Origin of the sequence: Frankia sp. ACN1ag (assembly GCF_001414035.1) — a bacterium.
GTDB lineage: Bacteria > Actinomycetota > Actinomycetes > Frankiales > Frankiaceae > Frankia > Frankia torreyi.
In genome coordinates this window covers 1-15,233 of record NZ_LJPA01000064.1, presented here as the reverse complement: position 1 = coordinate 15,233, position 15,233 = coordinate 1, and the positions used below count along the sequence as shown (strand labels likewise).

15 protein-coding genes and 4 pseudogenes are annotated in these 15,233 nt (G+C 71.6%); 7 read left to right on the top strand and 12 right to left on the bottom strand.

Annotated elements, in window-relative coordinates; genetic code table 11:
• Positions 1-241: pseudogene (locus UK82_RS33905) on the top strand (IS3 family transposase); the annotation flags it as partial.
• 39 nt (positions 242-280) lie between these two features.
• Positions 281-1,669, top strand: coding sequence for an MFS transporter (locus UK82_RS29950; protein ID WP_236706611.1), 1,389 nt, complete (start codon positions 281-283; stop codon positions 1,667-1,669).
• 59 nt (positions 1,670-1,728) lie between these two features.
• Here UK82_RS29950 and UK82_RS29945 read toward each other — a convergent pair whose 3' ends face one another.
• The 3 genes from UK82_RS29945 to UK82_RS29935 form a co-directional block, all read right to left on the bottom strand.
• Positions 1,729-2,532: an NADPH-dependent oxidoreductase gene (locus UK82_RS29945; RefSeq protein ID WP_055410772.1), complete on the bottom strand. Its 804-nt coding sequence runs from the start codon at positions 2,530-2,532 to the stop codon at positions 1,729-1,731.
• Between the two features lie 70 nt (positions 2,533-2,602).
• Positions 2,603-4,030 (bottom strand): pyridoxal-phosphate dependent enzyme, encoded by a 1,428-nt coding sequence (locus UK82_RS29940; protein WP_055410770.1) that lies wholly within the window; start codon positions 4,028-4,030, stop codon positions 2,603-2,605.
• Positions 4,027-4,512: a GNAT family N-acetyltransferase gene (locus tag UK82_RS29935; RefSeq protein WP_236706610.1), complete on the bottom strand. Its 486-nt coding sequence runs from the start codon at positions 4,510-4,512 to the stop codon at positions 4,027-4,029. The genes UK82_RS29940 and UK82_RS29935 overlap by 4 nt, the downstream gene beginning before the upstream one ends.
• A gap of 380 nt (positions 4,513-4,892) precedes the next feature.
• Here UK82_RS29935 and UK82_RS29930 point away from each other — a divergent pair, with 380 nt between their 5' ends.
• Positions 4,893-5,705 (top strand): acyl-CoA thioesterase II, encoded by an 813-nt coding sequence (locus UK82_RS29930; RefSeq protein WP_044888749.1) that lies wholly within the window; start codon positions 4,893-4,895, stop codon positions 5,703-5,705.
• A gap of 15 nt (positions 5,706-5,720) precedes the next feature.
• Here UK82_RS29930 and UK82_RS33900 read toward each other — a convergent pair whose 3' ends face one another.
• A complete protein-coding gene (locus tag UK82_RS33900) occupies positions 5,721-5,870 on the bottom strand; it encodes a hypothetical protein (RefSeq protein WP_157871752.1) in 150 nt (49 codons plus the stop codon).
• A gap of 727 nt (positions 5,871-6,597) precedes the next feature.
• Between UK82_RS33900 and UK82_RS41065 the strand changes: the two are divergent.
• The 3 genes and pseudogenes from UK82_RS41065 to UK82_RS41055 all read left to right on the top strand — a co-directional run.
• Positions 6,598-6,950: pseudogene (locus UK82_RS41065) on the top strand (MFS transporter); the annotation flags it as partial.
• 1 nt (position 6,951) lies between these two features.
• A pseudogene (locus UK82_RS41060) lies at positions 6,952-7,592 on the top strand (MFS transporter); the annotation flags it as partial.
• 1 nt (position 7,593) lies between these two features.
• A partial coding sequence (locus UK82_RS41055) for an MFS transporter (protein ID WP_396230682.1) occupies positions 7,594-8,124 on the top strand: 531 nt, incomplete at its 5' end.
• A 276-nt stretch (positions 8,125-8,400) separates the two neighbouring features.
• Here the strand turns inward: UK82_RS41055 and UK82_RS29920 are convergent.
• The 8 genes and pseudogenes from UK82_RS29920 to UK82_RS41785 form a co-directional block, all read right to left on the bottom strand.
• On the bottom strand, positions 8,401-9,276 hold the full coding sequence (locus tag UK82_RS29920; RefSeq protein WP_044888627.1) for an SAM-dependent methyltransferase: 876 nt from the start codon (positions 9,274-9,276) through the stop codon (positions 8,401-8,403).
• 108 nt (positions 9,277-9,384) lie between these two features.
• The gene (locus UK82_RS29915; RefSeq protein ID WP_055410774.1) at positions 9,385-10,608 is read right to left on the bottom strand and encodes a radical SAM/SPASM domain-containing protein; all 1,224 of its coding nucleotides are present in this window, start codon (positions 10,606-10,608) and stop codon (positions 9,385-9,387) included.
• A gap of 107 nt (positions 10,609-10,715) precedes the next feature.
• Positions 10,716-11,162, bottom strand: coding sequence for a hypothetical protein (locus UK82_RS29910; RefSeq protein WP_055410768.1), 447 nt, complete (start codon positions 11,160-11,162; stop codon positions 10,716-10,718).
• Between the two features lie 141 nt (positions 11,163-11,303).
• Positions 11,304-11,845 (bottom strand): annotated as a pseudogene (locus UK82_RS41050) (metallophosphoesterase family protein); the annotation flags it as partial.
• A gap of 1 nt (position 11,846) precedes the next feature.
• Positions 11,847-12,158: metallophosphoesterase (locus UK82_RS41045; RefSeq protein WP_236706608.1), on the bottom strand; the 312-nt coding region annotated here is incomplete at its 3' end.
• 8 nt (positions 12,159-12,166) lie between these two features.
• Positions 12,167-13,111 carry a tyrosine-protein phosphatase gene (locus tag UK82_RS29900; protein ID WP_055410763.1) on the bottom strand — a complete coding sequence of 315 codons (945 nt, stop codon included), beginning with the start codon at positions 13,109-13,111 and terminating at the stop codon, positions 12,167-12,169.
• A gap of 5 nt (positions 13,112-13,116) precedes the next feature.
• Positions 13,117-14,520, bottom strand: a complete 1,404-nt coding sequence (locus tag UK82_RS29895; protein ID WP_082122367.1) for an ABC transporter substrate-binding protein — start codon at positions 14,518-14,520, stop codon at positions 13,117-13,119.
• 275 nt (positions 14,521-14,795) lie between these two features.
• Positions 14,796-14,918 carry a hypothetical protein gene (locus UK82_RS41785; protein ID WP_255354385.1) on the bottom strand — a complete coding sequence of 41 codons (123 nt, stop codon included), beginning with the start codon at positions 14,916-14,918 and terminating at the stop codon, positions 14,796-14,798.
• Positions 14,919-14,989: 71 nt separating this feature from the next.
• On the opposite strand from UK82_RS41785, the gene UK82_RS29890 reads away from it, so the two are divergent.
• A partial coding sequence (locus UK82_RS29890; RefSeq protein ID WP_396230681.1) for a transposase occupies positions 14,990-15,233 on the top strand: 244 nt, incomplete at its 3' end.

Below are 15,233 nucleotides of genomic sequence, written 5' to 3'. Positions count from 1 at the left end.
GGACTTCTTCGACCACTACAACAATCATCACCGTCATTCCGGGATCGGCCTGCTCACCCCGACGGCCGTCCACCACGGCCAGGCCGCCGCGGTCCACCAGGCCCGCGCCGCCGTCCTCGACAACGCCACCCACCCCGAACGGTTCGTCCGCCGACCCCCGACCCCACCCGCACTCCCGCAACCCGCGTGGATCAACCGGCCCCCCGACCCCGAAGACCAACCAGACACGACCACCGGCTAATTACTGCACCATCCTGCCTCAAACAGGTTGACAGGTTCCGTGGCCGCGCTGGTGCTCGGCGCCGGCTCGATCGCCGACCTCGTCGGGCACCGCCGCGCCTACATCGGCGGGCTCGCGGTCTTCGCGGCCTCCTCGCTGATGTGTGGTCTGGCCCCCGACCCGGGTGTGCTGATCGCCATGCGCGCGGTCCAGGGCGTCGGCGCGGCGGCGATGTTCGCAACCACCTTCGCCCTGCTCAACAGCGCCTACACCGGCCGCGACCGGGGTAGCGCCTACGGCGTCTGGGGCGCGGTGGCGGGCGGCTCGGCCGCGGTGGGCCCGATCCTGGGCGGACTTCTCACCGAGGGCGCGTCCTGGCGCTGGATCTTCTTCGTCAACCTGCCGGTCAGCGCCGTCGCCATCCTGCTGTGCTCTACCACGCTCGTCGACGCGCACGCACCGGCCCGCGCCAGGGTGGACCTCGGGGGCATGACCAGCTTCACCGCCGCGGCGGCCGGTGCCACCTACGCGCTCATCCGCGCGAACGAGCACGGCTGGTCCGACCCCGGCATCTGGGGGCTGCTGGCGGCGGCGGTGGTACTGCTGGCCGTGTTCACCGCGGTCGAGGCGCATACGCAGCACCCCATGCTCGACCTCGCGCTGCTGCGCAACCGCTCGTTCGTCGGGGTGCTGCTCGCCGGACTCCTGCTGACCTTCGCGGCCTTCGCCGCGTTCACCTACACCTCGATCTGGTTGCAGTCCGTACTGGGACTCAGCCCGATCGAGGCGGGACTCACCGGCCTGCCCATGTCGATCATGGCATTCGGTGTCTCGGCGGGGCTGGGCCGGGTGCTGCACGGCCGGCGGCCCGATCTGGTCATCGGGGTGGGGCTGCTGTTCATCGGGCTCGGCGGACTGCTCACCGCCGCGCTCGTCCACGGATCGGCCGGATGGCCGCAGCTCGTGCCGGGCTTCGCCGTGATCGGTATCGGGGTCGGCCTGGTGACGCCGGTCCTCGGCTCGGTTTCGATGTCCCTCGTGCCCGCCGAGCGGGGCGGCATGGCCGCCGGCGCGGTCAACACCACCCGCCAGCTCGGCTTCGCCTTCGGCATCGCCGTGCTGGGCAGTGTCTTCACCGCCCGCGCGCAGGGCAGCCTGTCCGCCCGCGGCGTCCCGGACGCGGCACAGCTCGCCCACGCCATCGCCGGGGGAGAGACACCGGCCCTGCTGCTGACCGCTCCGTCCGCCGGGCGGCGGTTCCTCGACAGCGCGGCGCACGGTGCGGCGGTGACCGGCATACAAGCGACCTTCGTCGTCGCCGGAGCCATCGGCATCCTCGCCGGCCTGCTCGTCATCGTCCTCATGCGGCCCGCCGACGCTCACGCCGCCGGACCGGACGACAACCCGCCCATAGCGGAGAGTAGTTCGAGAACGGTGAACGTGGCCTGAACGTCTCCGCCGGGCCGATGGCTGTGGAGACCGGGCAGTCGCCCCTCTGGTGGATGCGGTCAGCGGGACGGCAGGCCGAGGTTCGCCAGCGCCTCCCGCAACCGGTGCCGGCCGGAGAGCGACTGCGGGCCGGCCAGCCGGGCCAGCACGCGCTCGCTCCACGAACCGGGCAGGCCGTGCCGGGCGTTGTACGCACCCAGCCGCTCGTCGTAGGCGGGGATGTGCGCGTCGGCCGTGGCGGCGTCGTACCGCTCGTGGTGCAGGACGGCGGCCTGCGGCAGCCGCGGCTTGATCCCGGCGTGCTCGGCCGGGTCGGGCGTGCCGACCGCGAGCCCGAACGCCGCCGCCGCGTGCGGTGGCAGGCCCAGCTCGGCCGCGATCTGTTCGGGATGGTTGCGGACCGCCCCGACGAACACCGTGCCCAGGCCGAGCGACTCGGCCGCGACGACGGCGTTCTGCGCCGCGAGGGCGGCGTCGACGAAGCCGAGGATCGTCGACTCCAGATAGTCGGTGCCCTCCGGCACCCTGTCTGCGCCCGCGCCGTCGGCGAGTCGATGCGCCCGGCTCAGGTCGGCGATCCAGATCAGGAACAGCGGTGCCTCGCTGATGAACCGCTGGTTGCCCGCCAGCGCCGCGAGCCGGGCCTTGCGCTGCGGATCCCGCACGGCGACCACGCTCCACGCCTGCAGGTTGGACGACGTCGACGCGGACTGGGCGGCCGCGACCAGCGCCGCCAGCTCGTCGTCGGTGACCGGCCGGGGCGTGAACCTGCGCACCGACCGATGCGCGAGCTGCAGCGTCACGGTCTCGCTGGTGACGTGGAGCGTCGCCGCCGGATCCGCGTACCGCGCGGTGATCGTCATAGATGTCCTCTCGTGATGGCCCAGGGGAAGGCCGGCGACCAGGGGCGCCCGGCCGGGTATCGGTGGTTTCCTACCGGATTGCCGCGTCCAGCTCGTCGCGGGTGATGAGGGAGACGGCGCGGCCGTCCCGCAGGACGACGGCGGCGGCGTGGCGCGGGCCGAGCGCGGAGCGGGCCTCGGAGATCGTCTGGCCGCCGCCGACGGCCGGGAGCGGGTCGCCGAGGTGATCCAGCACCGGGCTGTCCGGGGAGATCCTGCCCGCGGCGATCGCCGCCCCGAGCGCGGCGGGTTCGACCCAGCCGAGGATCTCGGTGGCGGACAGTCCGTGCCGGCGCTCGGCGCGGGGAAGAACGACCGGGACGGCCACCGCCGACCCGGGCAGACCGGCCACGACAGCGCCGGCGCTGGCCCGCGAGGAGACCGCGACCAGGCGGTCGGCCCAGCCGGGGAGGCGGTCGAGGAGCTGACGCACGGTGCCGTCGGTGCCGTCGGCGTTGTCGGGGCCGTTGCCGGCGGGGTCGTCCAGGAACCCCCACCGCCGCAGCCAGTCGTCGCTGAAGACGGTCGACAGGTAGGACCGGCCCGAGTCGGGCAGCAGGACCACGACGAGATCATCCGGGCCGAGAGTGCGGGCGACCCGCAGCGCGGCGGCGGCGGCCGTACCCGACGACGGGCCGGCGAGCAGCCCCTCCTCGCTGGCCAGCCGCCGCGCGGTCAGCAGGGACTCCCGATCCGGTATCCGCTCGAACCGATCGACCGCCTCGCGGTGGTAGGACTGCGGCCAGACGTCCTCCGCGGTGTCGGGGTGCAGGAAATGGCCGATGCTCTCGACGTAGTAGGCGCTGCCGTCACCGCCGGAGTAGACCGACGTCTCAGGGTCGGCCCCGACGACCGTGACCGTCCCCCCCGACGCCTGTCGGAGGAACTCGCCCGTGCCGCTGATGGTGCCTCCGGTGCCGACGCCGGCCACGAAATGCGTCACCCGTCCGCCCGTCTGCCGCCAGATCTCCGGGCCCGTCGTGCGCAGGTGGGCCGCGGGGTTCGCCGGGTTGTCGTACTGGTTCGCCAGCCAGGCGCCCGGAATCTCGTCCACCAGGCGGCGCACGACGTGGAAGAGGTGATCCGGATGCTGTCTGGCGAGCCTGGTGGGGGCGAGCACGACCTCGGCGCCGTAGGCCCGCAGAATGTCGACCTTCTCCCGGGCCGATCGGTCCGACACCCCGACGATCACCCGGTAACCTCGTTGCCGGCCGATGATCGCCAGGCCGATCCCGGTGTTGCCGGACGAGGCCTCGACGATCGTCCCACCCGGTCGCAGCAGCCCGTCGCGTTCGGCCTGGAGCACCATCGACAACGCGGCCCGGTCCTTCACGCTGCCCCCGATGTTGAGGAACTCCGCCTTCGCGTAGAGGGGGGTCGCGATCCCGCGGCCGAGCCGCGTGAGCCGGAACAGCGGAGTCTCGCCGATCGCGTCGAGGACCGACTCGTGGACCGTCATGACACGTGCGCGTCCGCACCGGCGAGGATCTTCTGGAAACAGCGGGAGTGGGTCAGCGCCTCGTACGGGGGGAAGATCGGGATGCGGGTGTAACCGGTTCTGGCGTACACGCGCTCCGCGTCCGGCTGCCGGTCCCCGGTCTGCAGCACGATCCGTCCCGCGCCCAGGTGCCGCGCCGCGTGTTCCACCGCCGTCAGCAGCGCGGCCGACACCCCGCGGCCGCGGTGGGCGGGCAGGACGTACAGGCGCTTGAGTTCCAGGTCGTCACCCAGCCAGCGCAACGCGGCATGCCCGACGGGCAGCCGGTCGGCGGTGTAGGCGACACCGGTGTAGGCGACCGTCTCGGCCTCGATGCCCCGGTCAGGGGTCGGCGGCCGGGTGGCCAGCCGGTCGGCATAGCGCAGCCGCATCTCCGCGGCCATCGCGTCGCGCAGTGTCACCGCCACCGGGTCGTCCCACTCGACGCTCTCAATGTGGATCATTGATGTGTGGATCATGGATGTGTGGACCATCGATTCGGGTGCCACGCCTGCTCCAGATCGACGAGGGGCGGCGCACCGGCCGCACGAGGAGGATCGGTGTGCCCAGTATTCTCCACCTTCTCGGTCGACAGATGGGGAATGCGCGCGGCTGCCGCCGATGCGTTCAAGATAATCAACGGTGGTGACGACATCCCCGGAGAAATCGATCAAGAACTGATCGGACCCCCGCGCGGTCGGCGACCGCGTCCCCGGCGTTCACCGGCCCTCGGCCGAGTCGGTGCCGGGGTCGCTGCCGTGTCGGCTTCGTCCTACGGCTTCGACAACTGTTGCTGTCTCGCCAGCGGCTGTGGGAACGTCGGTCCCGTGCGAGTGATGAGCAGGTGAGCGGGCATTCCGTCGCCCAGACCCTCGAGCAGGCGTTGCAGATCGTTCGGGTCGGCGAGGATGACTTCCAGTCGGTGAGCCTGGTCGATACCGGTGGCTACCCGCTCTACGGCGGCCAGATCCTCGCCCTGGCTCTGCGTGCGGCGGCGATGACGATCGAGCCCGACCGCCGGCCGCACTCGCTGCACGGCTACTTCCTGCGGGCCGGACGGCTCGACGCTCCGGTCGCGCTGCACGTCGACCGCGACCGCGACGGCCGCTCCTTCTCGGCGCGCCGGGTCGTCGCCCTCCAGGACGACAAGGTGATCTTCTCGATGGTCACGTCGTTCACCCGGGGCACGGGTGACTTCGTCCTCGACGCGGTGCCGCGGCTGGGGCGCACCTACACCGAGCCGCCGGACAAGCACCGGATGCTCCTGCTCGACCTGTGCGAGTTCACCCCCCGCCACCAGCAGGGCGACCGGTTCTTCTTCCCGGACCACGCCGAGATCCTCCCCGTCGGCCCGCTGTCGGACGACTGGCTGACCCACACCTGCGCCATCGCCTACATGTCCGACATCGGCACCGGCTTCGGCCAACTCGCCGATCCCGGCATCGCCAGCACGGAATCCAGCGTCAGCCACTCGATCTGGTTCCACGCCCCGGCGCGGGCCGACGACGGGATGACCCTGGAGATGTGGCCCAGCAGCGCCGCCAGCGGGCTCGGGCTGTACTCCGGCTCGGTCCGGGACGCCGCGGGGAATCTGATCCTCGCGATCGCGCAGGAACAGCTCATCCGCTCGCGCAGGCCGGCCGCCGACGCGTCCTAGGGCTCGCGGCGCGTCCTAGGCCAGAGGCAATGGCGCGTCGCATCCCTTCCGGCCTCGGATCAGCGCGCCCAGCCGGGTGTTGACCTCCTCGGCGCGGAGGCCGTAGTCCGCCAGGTCGTAGCGGTGAGCACGCAGGCGGTCCTCCTCGGCCAGTACGGCCGACATGGCCGGGGGGCCTCAGCGGGGAGGTCCCATCCGCAGAAACGGCGGATATCGGCGACGGTGGCCAGCGGGTCGGCGGTGAAGTCCGCGCACTCGACGTCGTAGAACCTGGCTGGGTCGCGTCCGGCCCGGTCTTGGTCCGCCAGCCACGCGGCGTAGGTCGCAGGTGCGCGGTGTACTCGAATAGAAATGTGGGCATTGACTGGCGGATCAATTGCGAGCAGTCCTCGACCGTGTGGGCGACGCGATTGCAACCAGGATGTCGCACAGATTGCCGCGGACCATTTGGCCGCCGTCCGGAGTCAGGTCAGCCTCCTGCTCGTAGGACGTCAAGACCACCTCGAGCCCCTCCAGGTAATCCGGCGGGCCGAAGGCGGAAAGTCCAGTCAGGTCGGAGGCTGCAGCGTGTAGTTCCTCAGTTGTACCGATCTTGTCCGCGGAGCGGCCGCTGTAATCCGATGTGGGTGGAACGGCGGATGACGTCGAAGTAAACTTCTTCACGAATCGCAGGTCGTCGAAAGGTTCCGCGTATCGTCCGAAAGTTTCCGTGCATCGTCCAGCCGCAGTTTCAGGGCGAGCGCATATTGTCCGCGATGCCGTCGACCGCGGCCGCAGAGTCGGATCGCGCTCCCGTCGGTTGTCGAGAGAGTTGAGCGTTGCTGGAATGTGGTCCCAGCGCTCGACCTCGGTTGTTTTTCTTCCCGCAACGATCGGAGCGCTCATGGTGTCGATGTCGCGGCTAGCTGGCGACGGGACTCCCGGTGTCTCTGGTGGCGCGGTGTCGGCCGGGCTGAGCGCCGGCCGGCGGCAGGTGGTGTTGGCGATCTGCTGCTCGAGCGCGTTTGTCGTCGCGATGGATGCGACGATCCTCAACGTCGGCCTGCCGTCGATCAAAAGTGATCTGCATGCCGCCGACTCCGGGCTGCAGTGGACGGTGGACGCCTACAGCCTCGTACTGGCGAGTCTGCTGCTCTTCTCGGGCTCGATGGGCGACCGGTTCGGGCGCAGGCGCGTGTTCCGGACCGGGCTGACGCTGTTCTCCTTCGGGTCGTTGCTGTGCAGTCTGGCGCCGGGTCTCGGCTGNTTGATCGCGTTCCGGATGATCCAGGCGGTCGGCGGGTCGATGCTGAACCCCGTCGCGCTGGCGATCATCACGAACACCTTCACCGAGCGTCGGGAGCGGGCGCGCGCGATCGGCCTGTGGGGCGGGGTGGTCGGCCTGAGCCTGGCGCTGGGACCGGTTCTCGGCGGGCTGTTGGTCGACACGGCCGGCTGGCGGTCGATCTTCTGGATCAACGTGCCGGTCGGCGTCATTGCGATGATGCTCACCGGTCGGTACCTGCCCGAGTCGAGGGCGCCGCGGGCCCGGCGGTTCGACCCGGCGGGCCAGGTGCTGGTCGCCGTCACCTTCGGCACCCTCGCTTACGCGATCATCGAGGCGCCGGACGCCGGCTGGGCCGCCCCGCGGACGATCGTCCTGTTCCTCGTCGCGGCCCTCGCCCTGGCTGGGCTGGTCGGGTGTGAGAGGCGGCGCCAGGACGCCCTGTTGGACGTGCGGTTCTTCCGCAGCGCTCCGTTTTCCGGGGCCACCGCCATCGCGGTCTGCGCCTACGCGGCGATGGGCGGCTTCCTGTTCCTGAACACGCTCTACCTGCAGGCCGTGCGCGGCTACTCGGCCATGCACGCCGGACTGCTGACGCTACCGATGGCGGCCCTCGCGGCGGTNATGCCGCTGATCTCCGGTCGACTCGTGGCCAGCCACGGCCCCCGGCCATCATTGATCCTCGCCGGGATCGCGATATCAGTCAGCGGCGTCATCCTGTCCTTCCTGGGCACGTATACCGACCTCGCGCCGGTCATCTGCGCGTACGTGCTTTTCGGCGCCGGGTTCGGGATGGTCAGCGCCCCGACCACGAATGTGGCGGTATCCGGGATGCCGCTCGCCCAGGCAGGCGTCGCGGGGGCGGTCGCCGGTACCAGCCGACAGATCGGCATGACGCTCGGCGTCGCGGTCCTCGGCTCGGTAGCCGCGCATCACGCCGCGGGTGGTTCCGGCGTGACTATCGACCCGACCAGCGCGCCCTCCTGGTGGATCATGGTTGGCTGTGGGCTGGCCATTGCCGTACTCGGCGTTCTCACCACCGGCCGTTGGGCACGCGACACTGCGGTCCGGACCGCGGCGCTGTTCATCCCCCAACCAGCGCCGCCGGGGCCCGAGGTGGTGGCGGTCGGGGAATGGCGCATCTCGTGCGGATGACTCTCAGTTGACTGGTGGAGTGCTGTTATCCAACCGGGGCTCCGGCAAGTCCGTTAAATATCGCGTGTTGTTCAAGTCGTGCAGTATTCCCGCTCCCTCAACCAGTGGACTGTGTCGTCCGATGCTGGGTCCGCCCCGAGGACGGCTGAGGGCCGGCGCTGCTGCGGCAGGAACGCACGGACCAGCTGATCGCCGGCCTGCCCGCCCGGGCCGCCGTGCGCGCCGGGCAGGTAAAAGGGGCGGCTGGCGAGGCCACACCCAAGCGCCGTTGCAGTACTACGGCTTGCGGCCGACGGCGCCGTAGAAGCTGACCTGAGCGTCGGTGAGATCGGTCGGGGCCGCGCCGTCCGGGCGCCAGCGGTGCACGATCTGCAGGCCGGGATCGAGCAGCTCCAGGCCGTCGAAGAAGCGGGCGACCTCGGCCCGGGTCCGCGCCTGTGCGGGGATGCCACCGGCCCGGTAGGCGGCGGCGAGCCGTTCCATCCCCTCGTCGTGGTCGGCGGTGGCGTGGGTGAGGGTCAGGTAGCTGCCCGACGGCAGTTCCCGCAGCAGCCGGCCCAACAGGCCGCGTGGATCGTCGGCGTCCGGGATGAAGTGCATGATGGCGATCAGGGAGAGCGCTACCGGCCGGGTGAGGTCGAGGGCCGTTCGCAGTTCCGGGGCGGCCAGGATGCTCTCGGGGTCGTGCAGGTCCACGTCGAGGTAGGTGGTCGTGCCCTGCGGGGTGCTGGTGAGCAGCGCGCGGGCGTGCGTGAGCACGATCGGATCGTTGTCGGCATAGACGACCCGGGCGTCCGGTGCGACGGACTGGGCCACCTCGTGCAGGTTCGGGCTGGTGGGAATGCCGGTGCCGATGTCGAGGAACTGGCGGACCCCCGCCTCGCCGGCCAGGTGACGAGTGGTGCGGACCATGAAGGCCCGGTTCGCGTGGGACGCGACGCGGGCGTTCGGGAAGGCGGCGAGGGCCTGCTCGGCGGCCTCCCGGTCGGCGGGGAAGTTGTCCTTGCCGCCGAGGTAGTAGTCGTACATCCGAGCCGAATGCGGCTGGTCGGTCCTCAGATCGATCGGGCTGTGCGCACCGCCCAGGGTCGTCCGCCACGTCGCACCCCCCGCGCCGTCGACCCCGGCCTCGTGCGGCTTCCCACCGGTCACGCGCGACCTCCCTCATGTATGCAAATGATTCCCGCGAATCACCCTAATACGGACTGCATCGCCGGGATCATCCTCCCTGGGTGGCTCGTCCGGCGCGTGGGCGGGGCGTCAGTCGACCCAGTCGGCGGGCCACCGGATGTCCGCGGCGGTGAGGCAGGGCCGTTCGGTCGAGGGCCAGGGCGTGTCCAGGTCCTCCTCGAGAAGCGAGAACAGCCCGTGGTCGAACGGTTCGCCGGGTGCCGGGGCGGTCTGGACCAGCCGTTCCCGCCGGCCGGCGCGCTGGTGGGTCAGCGCGCGGTGGTGGCAGTAGGGGTTGTTGCCGGGGCGACCGAAGAAGGTGTGGGCGGTCCAGGTGCAGCCGCCGCGGCAGACGTCCGCGTAGGTGCAGCCGCGGCAGAAGCCCCACAGGTTCTCGGCCGCGGCCGCCGTGCCCGCCGTCAGGTTGATGCCGAGCTCGGGGGCGTCGCGGAGCAGGTCGGTGAGGCTGCGGTCGAGGATGTTCCCGCCGGCATAGTCCCGGGTGGGCAGCGACGGGCAACCCTTGATCGTGCCGTCCGACTCGATGCCGAGGGTGGACAGCCCGGCCTGGCAGCCGGTCCAGAAAGCCGAACCCTCGGGGGAGCGCAGCAGCCGCTCGTAGGGACCGTAGTAGCCGACGTTGTTCCCGGCGTGGATCCGGACGCCGTCCTGGCTGGCGCGCCGGGCGATCCGGGCGAGCACCGGGAACACCTCGAGCAGCTCGACCGGCTGGAGCAGCAGGTCGGCGTGGTCGGCCGCGTTGCCCATCGGGACGGTGAGCTGCCACTGCCAGGCGACGACGCCCGCCGAGCGCAGCCGCTGGTAGAGCCGCGGGAGCTCCGGCGCGGTCAGCCGGTTGATCTGCGTGTTGCAGGTCGCCTCGACCCCGGCCGACCGCAGGCGCTCCATCGTCCGAAAGCACGACTCCCACGAGCCCACCCGACCACGAAGTCGATCGTGGGTCGCGGTCATGCCGTCCACGGACACCGAGCACTGGGTGACGCCCGCCGCCCGCAGGCCGCGCGCCATCGCCGCGCTCAACCGGTACCCGCCGGTCGTGACCGTGCAGCCCATTCCCCGGCGGGTGATCTCGGCGGCGATCGTCAGCCAGTCCCGGCGCAGGAACGCCTCCCCGCCGATGAGCGTGACCTCGTCGATGCCGACCGCGTCGAGCTGGGCCACCACGTCCAGGGCCTGCGCGGTGGACAGCTCCGCCGGACGCCGGGCCCCGGCGCGCGAGCCGCAGTGCCCGCACGCCAGGTTGCACGCCAGGGTCAGCTCCCACACGGCGTAGGTCCGCCGCCGTCCCCGCACCGCGTCCGGGTGGCTCCCGGCCGGTGACCGGGCGGCCGGGGCTGCGGCGGCCCGAGCCGCGGCGGCCGGACCTGCGGCGGCCCGACCTGCGGCGGCGCCGAACGGGCTCACCGCCGGAACAGCCGGCGCAGCCAGCCCCGCCCACGCCGAGCGGGGGGCCGACCTCCGTCGTCCCACGCCGGCAGCGGTGGACCGCCATAGACCGGCGCCGGCGCCGGGGGCGGGGGCGGACCGCCGGAGATCACCGCCGGCGGCAGGGGCGGACCGCCGTAAATGGGCGCCGGCGGCGGGGGCGGGCCCTGCTGCCAGGCCGGCACCTGCTGCCAGGCCGGCACGGAGGAGGGTCCGGCGGGTGGCAGCGGTGGCGGTGGGCCGGCGGGCAGCCAGCCGGCGGGCGCGATGAGCGTCTCCTCCCCGGCCTCCTCGCCGGCCTCCTCGGCGGCGAGCCGGGCGGCGATGTCGTCGGCGCGCCGCGGGTCGACCTGCGCGTCCCGGTCGGGACCGCGCGGCAGCCGGGGATCCGGCCGTTGCTCCGGTGATTCGCCCCTCGTCATCCCCCACCCCCGTTCCGGTCCATCATCGTCGATGGGGCGCTCGGCACATACGGACGGGTAGACATCCCCGCGAACCTTCGACGGCGCGGGGGTGGGGCCCGCACGGGCGATGCCGTCCGGGCCCCGTGGACCACGCGGGGCTCAGTGGGCGGCGCTGAGCTGCGCGATCTCGTCGAGGGTGACGTCGTAGATGACCTCGGTGGGGGTCAGCGGGATCGCGGTGGCGGCGTCGGGGTAGACGTCGACGCGGGTGTACTCCCCGCCGACCATGCCGGTCAGCCGGTCGGCCGGGCCGAGGGTGCGGGCGCTGTAGGCGGTCGCGCCGGCAACCCAGACCGGCACGCCCCCGATCACCCCGGCGGAGGAGTGGTGGGCGTGGCCGGTCAGGACGATCCGGACGTCGGTGCCGGCCAGCACGTCGGCCAGGTTCGCGGGCTCCGCCAGCAGGTACTTGTTCACCATGGAGATCGGCGACGGCACGGGCGGGTGGTGCAGGGCGAGGACCGTTCCACCGGGCGCCGGGGTGGCCAGCTCGTCGGCGAGCCAGCGCAACTGGGCGGTGCTGAGGAAGCCGCCGTGCTCGCCCGGTTCGGTCGTGTCCAGGACGATGATCCGCAGATCGTCGACCCAGTGGACGTAGTCGTAGGGCTCCTCGGTGGGCTCCGCGCCGAGCAGCCCCGCCCNGAACGGACCCCGCGAGTCGTGGTTGCCGACGGCGTAGAGGACCGGTGCGCCCAGCCGCTCGGCCACCGGCTCGACCAGGTCACGCAGGCGCTGGTAGGCGACGAGGTCCCCGCTGTCGGCGAGGTCGCCGGTCAGCAGCAGCGCGCCGACCTTCAGGGTGGAGGCCTCGATCTGCTCGAGGGCCGTGCGCAGCCCGGCGTGGGAGTCGACCTTGCCGTGGAGCAGCTCGCCCTCGCGGACGATGTGGGTGTCGCTGAGCTGGAGGAGGATGTGGCTGGGAGTGAAGTCGCTCGGGTCGAGAGAGCTGGACATGAGGGCCCCTAGAGTTCGTGATGGTCGGAGTCGACGGCGGTCGGGTGCGGGGCAACCAGGAGCGCGTCGACCAGGCGGTCCAGCGCGTGCGCGGTCGCGCCGTGCGCCAGCAGATACGAGCGGGTGTCCCCGAAGCCGGCGTGGATGCGGTCCAGCGCGCGCAGGATGAGCTCCGGCGGGCTGGCCAGCATGGCCGGTGCCACCGCGGCGCCGTCCGCCGAGGTCCGGGCCGACATCCGCAGGACGGCGGCGGCGGCCTCGTCGCGCAGGAAGTAGGACGTCAGGGCGAAGTCCTCGGCGATGACCTCGGTCGGCACCCCGGCGAGGTCGAGGACCAGGGCGACGACCAGGCCCGTGCGGTCCTTGCCGGCGCTGCAGTGCACGATCGCCGGCAGTGCGCCCGGCGCGGCGAGTGCGACGACCGCGGCGGTGAGGCGGCTGCCGCGCTGGTCGACGGCGAAGTCGAACACGCTGGCCAGATCGCCGTCGGCCCCCGCGGCCCGGACGGCCGCCATGCCGGCGGCGGCGCCGACGGCCGCCGACTCGCCCGCGCCGTCACCGTCGGCCACTCGGCCCACGGCAGCCTGCGCCGCGGCGGGCAGGGTGAAGATCGGCACCCGGCGGTGGGTGGCGGGCAGCCGGCCGAGCGCGTCCGGGTCGTGCTCGACCTCGGCGTCCTCGCGCAGGTCGACGACGGTGCGCAGGCCGATCTGGGCGAGCACCGCCCGGCCGCGCCCGTCGAGGCCACGCAGGGCACCGGAGCGCAGCAGCGTGCGCCACCGGACCGTCCGGCCGTCGGCGGCCGGGTAACCACCGACGTCACGCAGGTTGATCGTGCCGGGCAGCGGCAGGCCGCGTCGCGTCGGTGGCGCCGCGATCGCCTCCGCGTCAGCGGAGTCGGGGGTGGCAGCGGAGTCGGGGGAGTCGGGGGTGGGAGGGGCCTGGGTGGTCATCGGGCTCACCGGGCCGGCATGAGGTCGGAGGCCTGCTTCTGGGCGCCGGCCAGGGTGGAGGCGGGGTCCTTGCCGCTGAACACGGCGCCCTCGACCGCTGTCATCATCGTGTCCTGGATCTGCAGGTAGTTGTCGCCGGGGAAGGCCGCCCACGGCTGCAGCCGGGTGAGCTGGTCGAGGTTGGGCTTGATGAGCGGGTTCGCCTTCGCCCACGCCTGCAGGCCGTTCGGGTCGTCGATGAGCCCGGTGCGCAGCGGCAGGTAGCCGATCTTCGAGGAGATCTGGGTGTAGGCGTAGTCGCTGGTGAGGAACTTGATCAGTTCCCAGGCGGCGCGCTGCTTGGCCGGGTCCTTGCTGAAGATGGCCAGGGCCGAGCCCGAGTTGGTGGGGACGACGGGCTTCGAGCCGAAGCCCGGCTCACCCGTGGCGCCGAGCTCCCAGTTGTTCGCCTTGGCGCCCGCCATCAGGGCGGCCTGCACGGCGCTGCTTTCGACCATCATGCCGAGCTGCCCGCTGCTGAACGCCTTGAGTGCCTGCTGCTGGTCGAGGTTCGGCATCGCCCCGCTGCGGACGAGGTCCTGCGACATCGAGACGGTCTCGACGGCGGGCGCGTCGGCGAAGGTCAGCCTGCTCGCGTCCGGCGCCATCACCCGGCCGCCGTTGGAGAGCACCATCGACTGCCAGCACCAGTCCACCGTCTGCTTGGTCAGGCAGTTGACCTCGATGCCCTCCTTGCCGGTCCTCGCCTTGATGGCCAGCGCCGCGGCCTTGACGTCCGCCCAGGTCTTCGGCGGGTTCGCCGGGTCGAGACCGGCCTGGGCGAACAGCGTCTTGTTGATCCACATCACCGGCGTCGAGAAGACGTACGGGACGGCGTAGGTGCGGCCGTCGACCTCACCGAGCTTCGGCACGGCCGGGGCGTAGGGGTGCGCGCCGCCGTAGTTCGTGGCGAGGGCGTCCTTGCCGACGAGGGTGTCGATGGGCGCCGCGCCCAGGCTGGTGGCGGCGAACCGCAGCGCGTTGAAGGTGATCTGGCCGACGTCCGGCGGGTTTCCGGCCAGCACCTGGTTCTTGATGCTGGTGGTGTACTCGTTGCCGGTGGTCACCCCCTGCGGGGGCTGGCCCTTGACGGTGATGTTCGGGTGTTCCTTCTCGAACTGCGCGATGAGGCCCTGGATTACGGGCTTCCAGGTGCCGGTGCTCAGCAGGTTGTAGCTCTCGAAGACGATCGAGACCTTCTGGTCGGCGGCGAGCTGCGGGATCGTGCCGGTCGCGCCGGCCGGGGCCTGGGCGGAGTCGGAGGTGGACGAGTCCGTCGCGCACGCGGCGGCCAGCGCCGCCACCAGCGTCACCGCGGCGGCGGCGCGTAGCAGGCGTGGTCGAGGCAGGCGTGGTCGAGCCACGGGCATGCTCCTTGAGAGGGTGAGGACGGCTAGTCCAGGTACGTCCGTTCCGGGAGATGGCTGGTTCCCGGTTCGTCGTTACGTAGGTAGCGTCCGATGCGCAGGTGAACGGCCCACGACGGAGGGGAAACGGATGGCCGTCACTTACCGCAACGAATTTGCCGGGCCTGTCGTCGCCCGNTGAGATCTTCCCTGGTCGGGTTCTTGGCCGGATCGCCTGCGGTGACGGGGAGTAGGCGAGCGGCGATCGGGGCGACGTCAAGGGTGAGAGGGGCTCACCCTCACCGGGACAGCTCGCCGAAGATCGGCTTGACCAGTTCGATCAGATGGCCGACGTCGACCTGGATGGTGCGATCGGCCCGCCCACTGCCGCAGCAGACGACGCCCATCTGCGGGCGTGTCATGACGACTGTGTAAGCCGGAGGTGGACCAGGATCGATCTACCTTGATCGGGTAGGTTGGAAAGGGACACCGAATGACACAGAGCACGACGCTTCGGACAAAAGACGAAGCGGCGGCGAAGAGGATCGCCGATGCTTTCGCACCGGAGGCGATCGACACGTTGTTGAAGGACGCGAAAGCGACCGGAACACCGATCGACGGCGTCGATGGCCTGTTGAACCAGATGACGAAGGCTGTCCTCGAACGTGTCCTGCAGGTCGAGATGACGGAGCATCTCGGCTATGAGGTGGGCGATCCGGCCGGTCAGGGCACGGGAA

What these genes read in the sequence shown, in the direction of transcription:
- UK82_RS41785 (WP_255354385.1), bottom strand. Translation starts at nt 14,918, where the DNA reads ATGACACGCCCGCAGATGGGCGTCGTCTGCTGCGGCAGTGGGCGGGCC.
- UK82_RS29940 (WP_055410770.1), bottom strand. Translation starts at nt 4,030, where the DNA reads ATGACGGTCCACGAGTCGGTCCTCGACGCGATCGGCGAGACTCCGCTG.
- UK82_RS29895 (WP_082122367.1), bottom strand. Translation starts at nt 14,520, where the DNA reads ATGCCCGTGGCTCGACCACGCCTGCCTCGACCACGCCTGCTACGCGCC.
- UK82_RS33900 (WP_157871752.1), bottom strand. Translation starts at nt 5,870, where the DNA reads ATGTCGGCCGTACTGGCCGAGGAGGACCGCCTGCGTGCTCACCGCTAC.
- UK82_RS29945 (WP_055410772.1), bottom strand. Translation starts at nt 2,532, where the DNA reads ATGACGATCACCGCGCGGTACGCGGATCCGGCGGCGACGCTCCACGTC.
- UK82_RS29935 (WP_236706610.1), bottom strand. Translation starts at nt 4,512, where the DNA reads ATGATCCACATTGAGAGCGTCGAGTGGGACGACCCGGTGGCGGTGACA.
- UK82_RS29900 (WP_055410763.1), bottom strand. Translation starts at nt 13,111, where the DNA reads ATGACCACCCAGGCCCCTCCCACCCCCGACTCCCCCGACTCCGCTGCC.
- UK82_RS29910 (WP_055410768.1), bottom strand. Translation starts at nt 11,162, where the DNA reads ATGACGAGGGGCGAATCACCGGAGCAACGGCCGGATCCCCGGCTGCCG.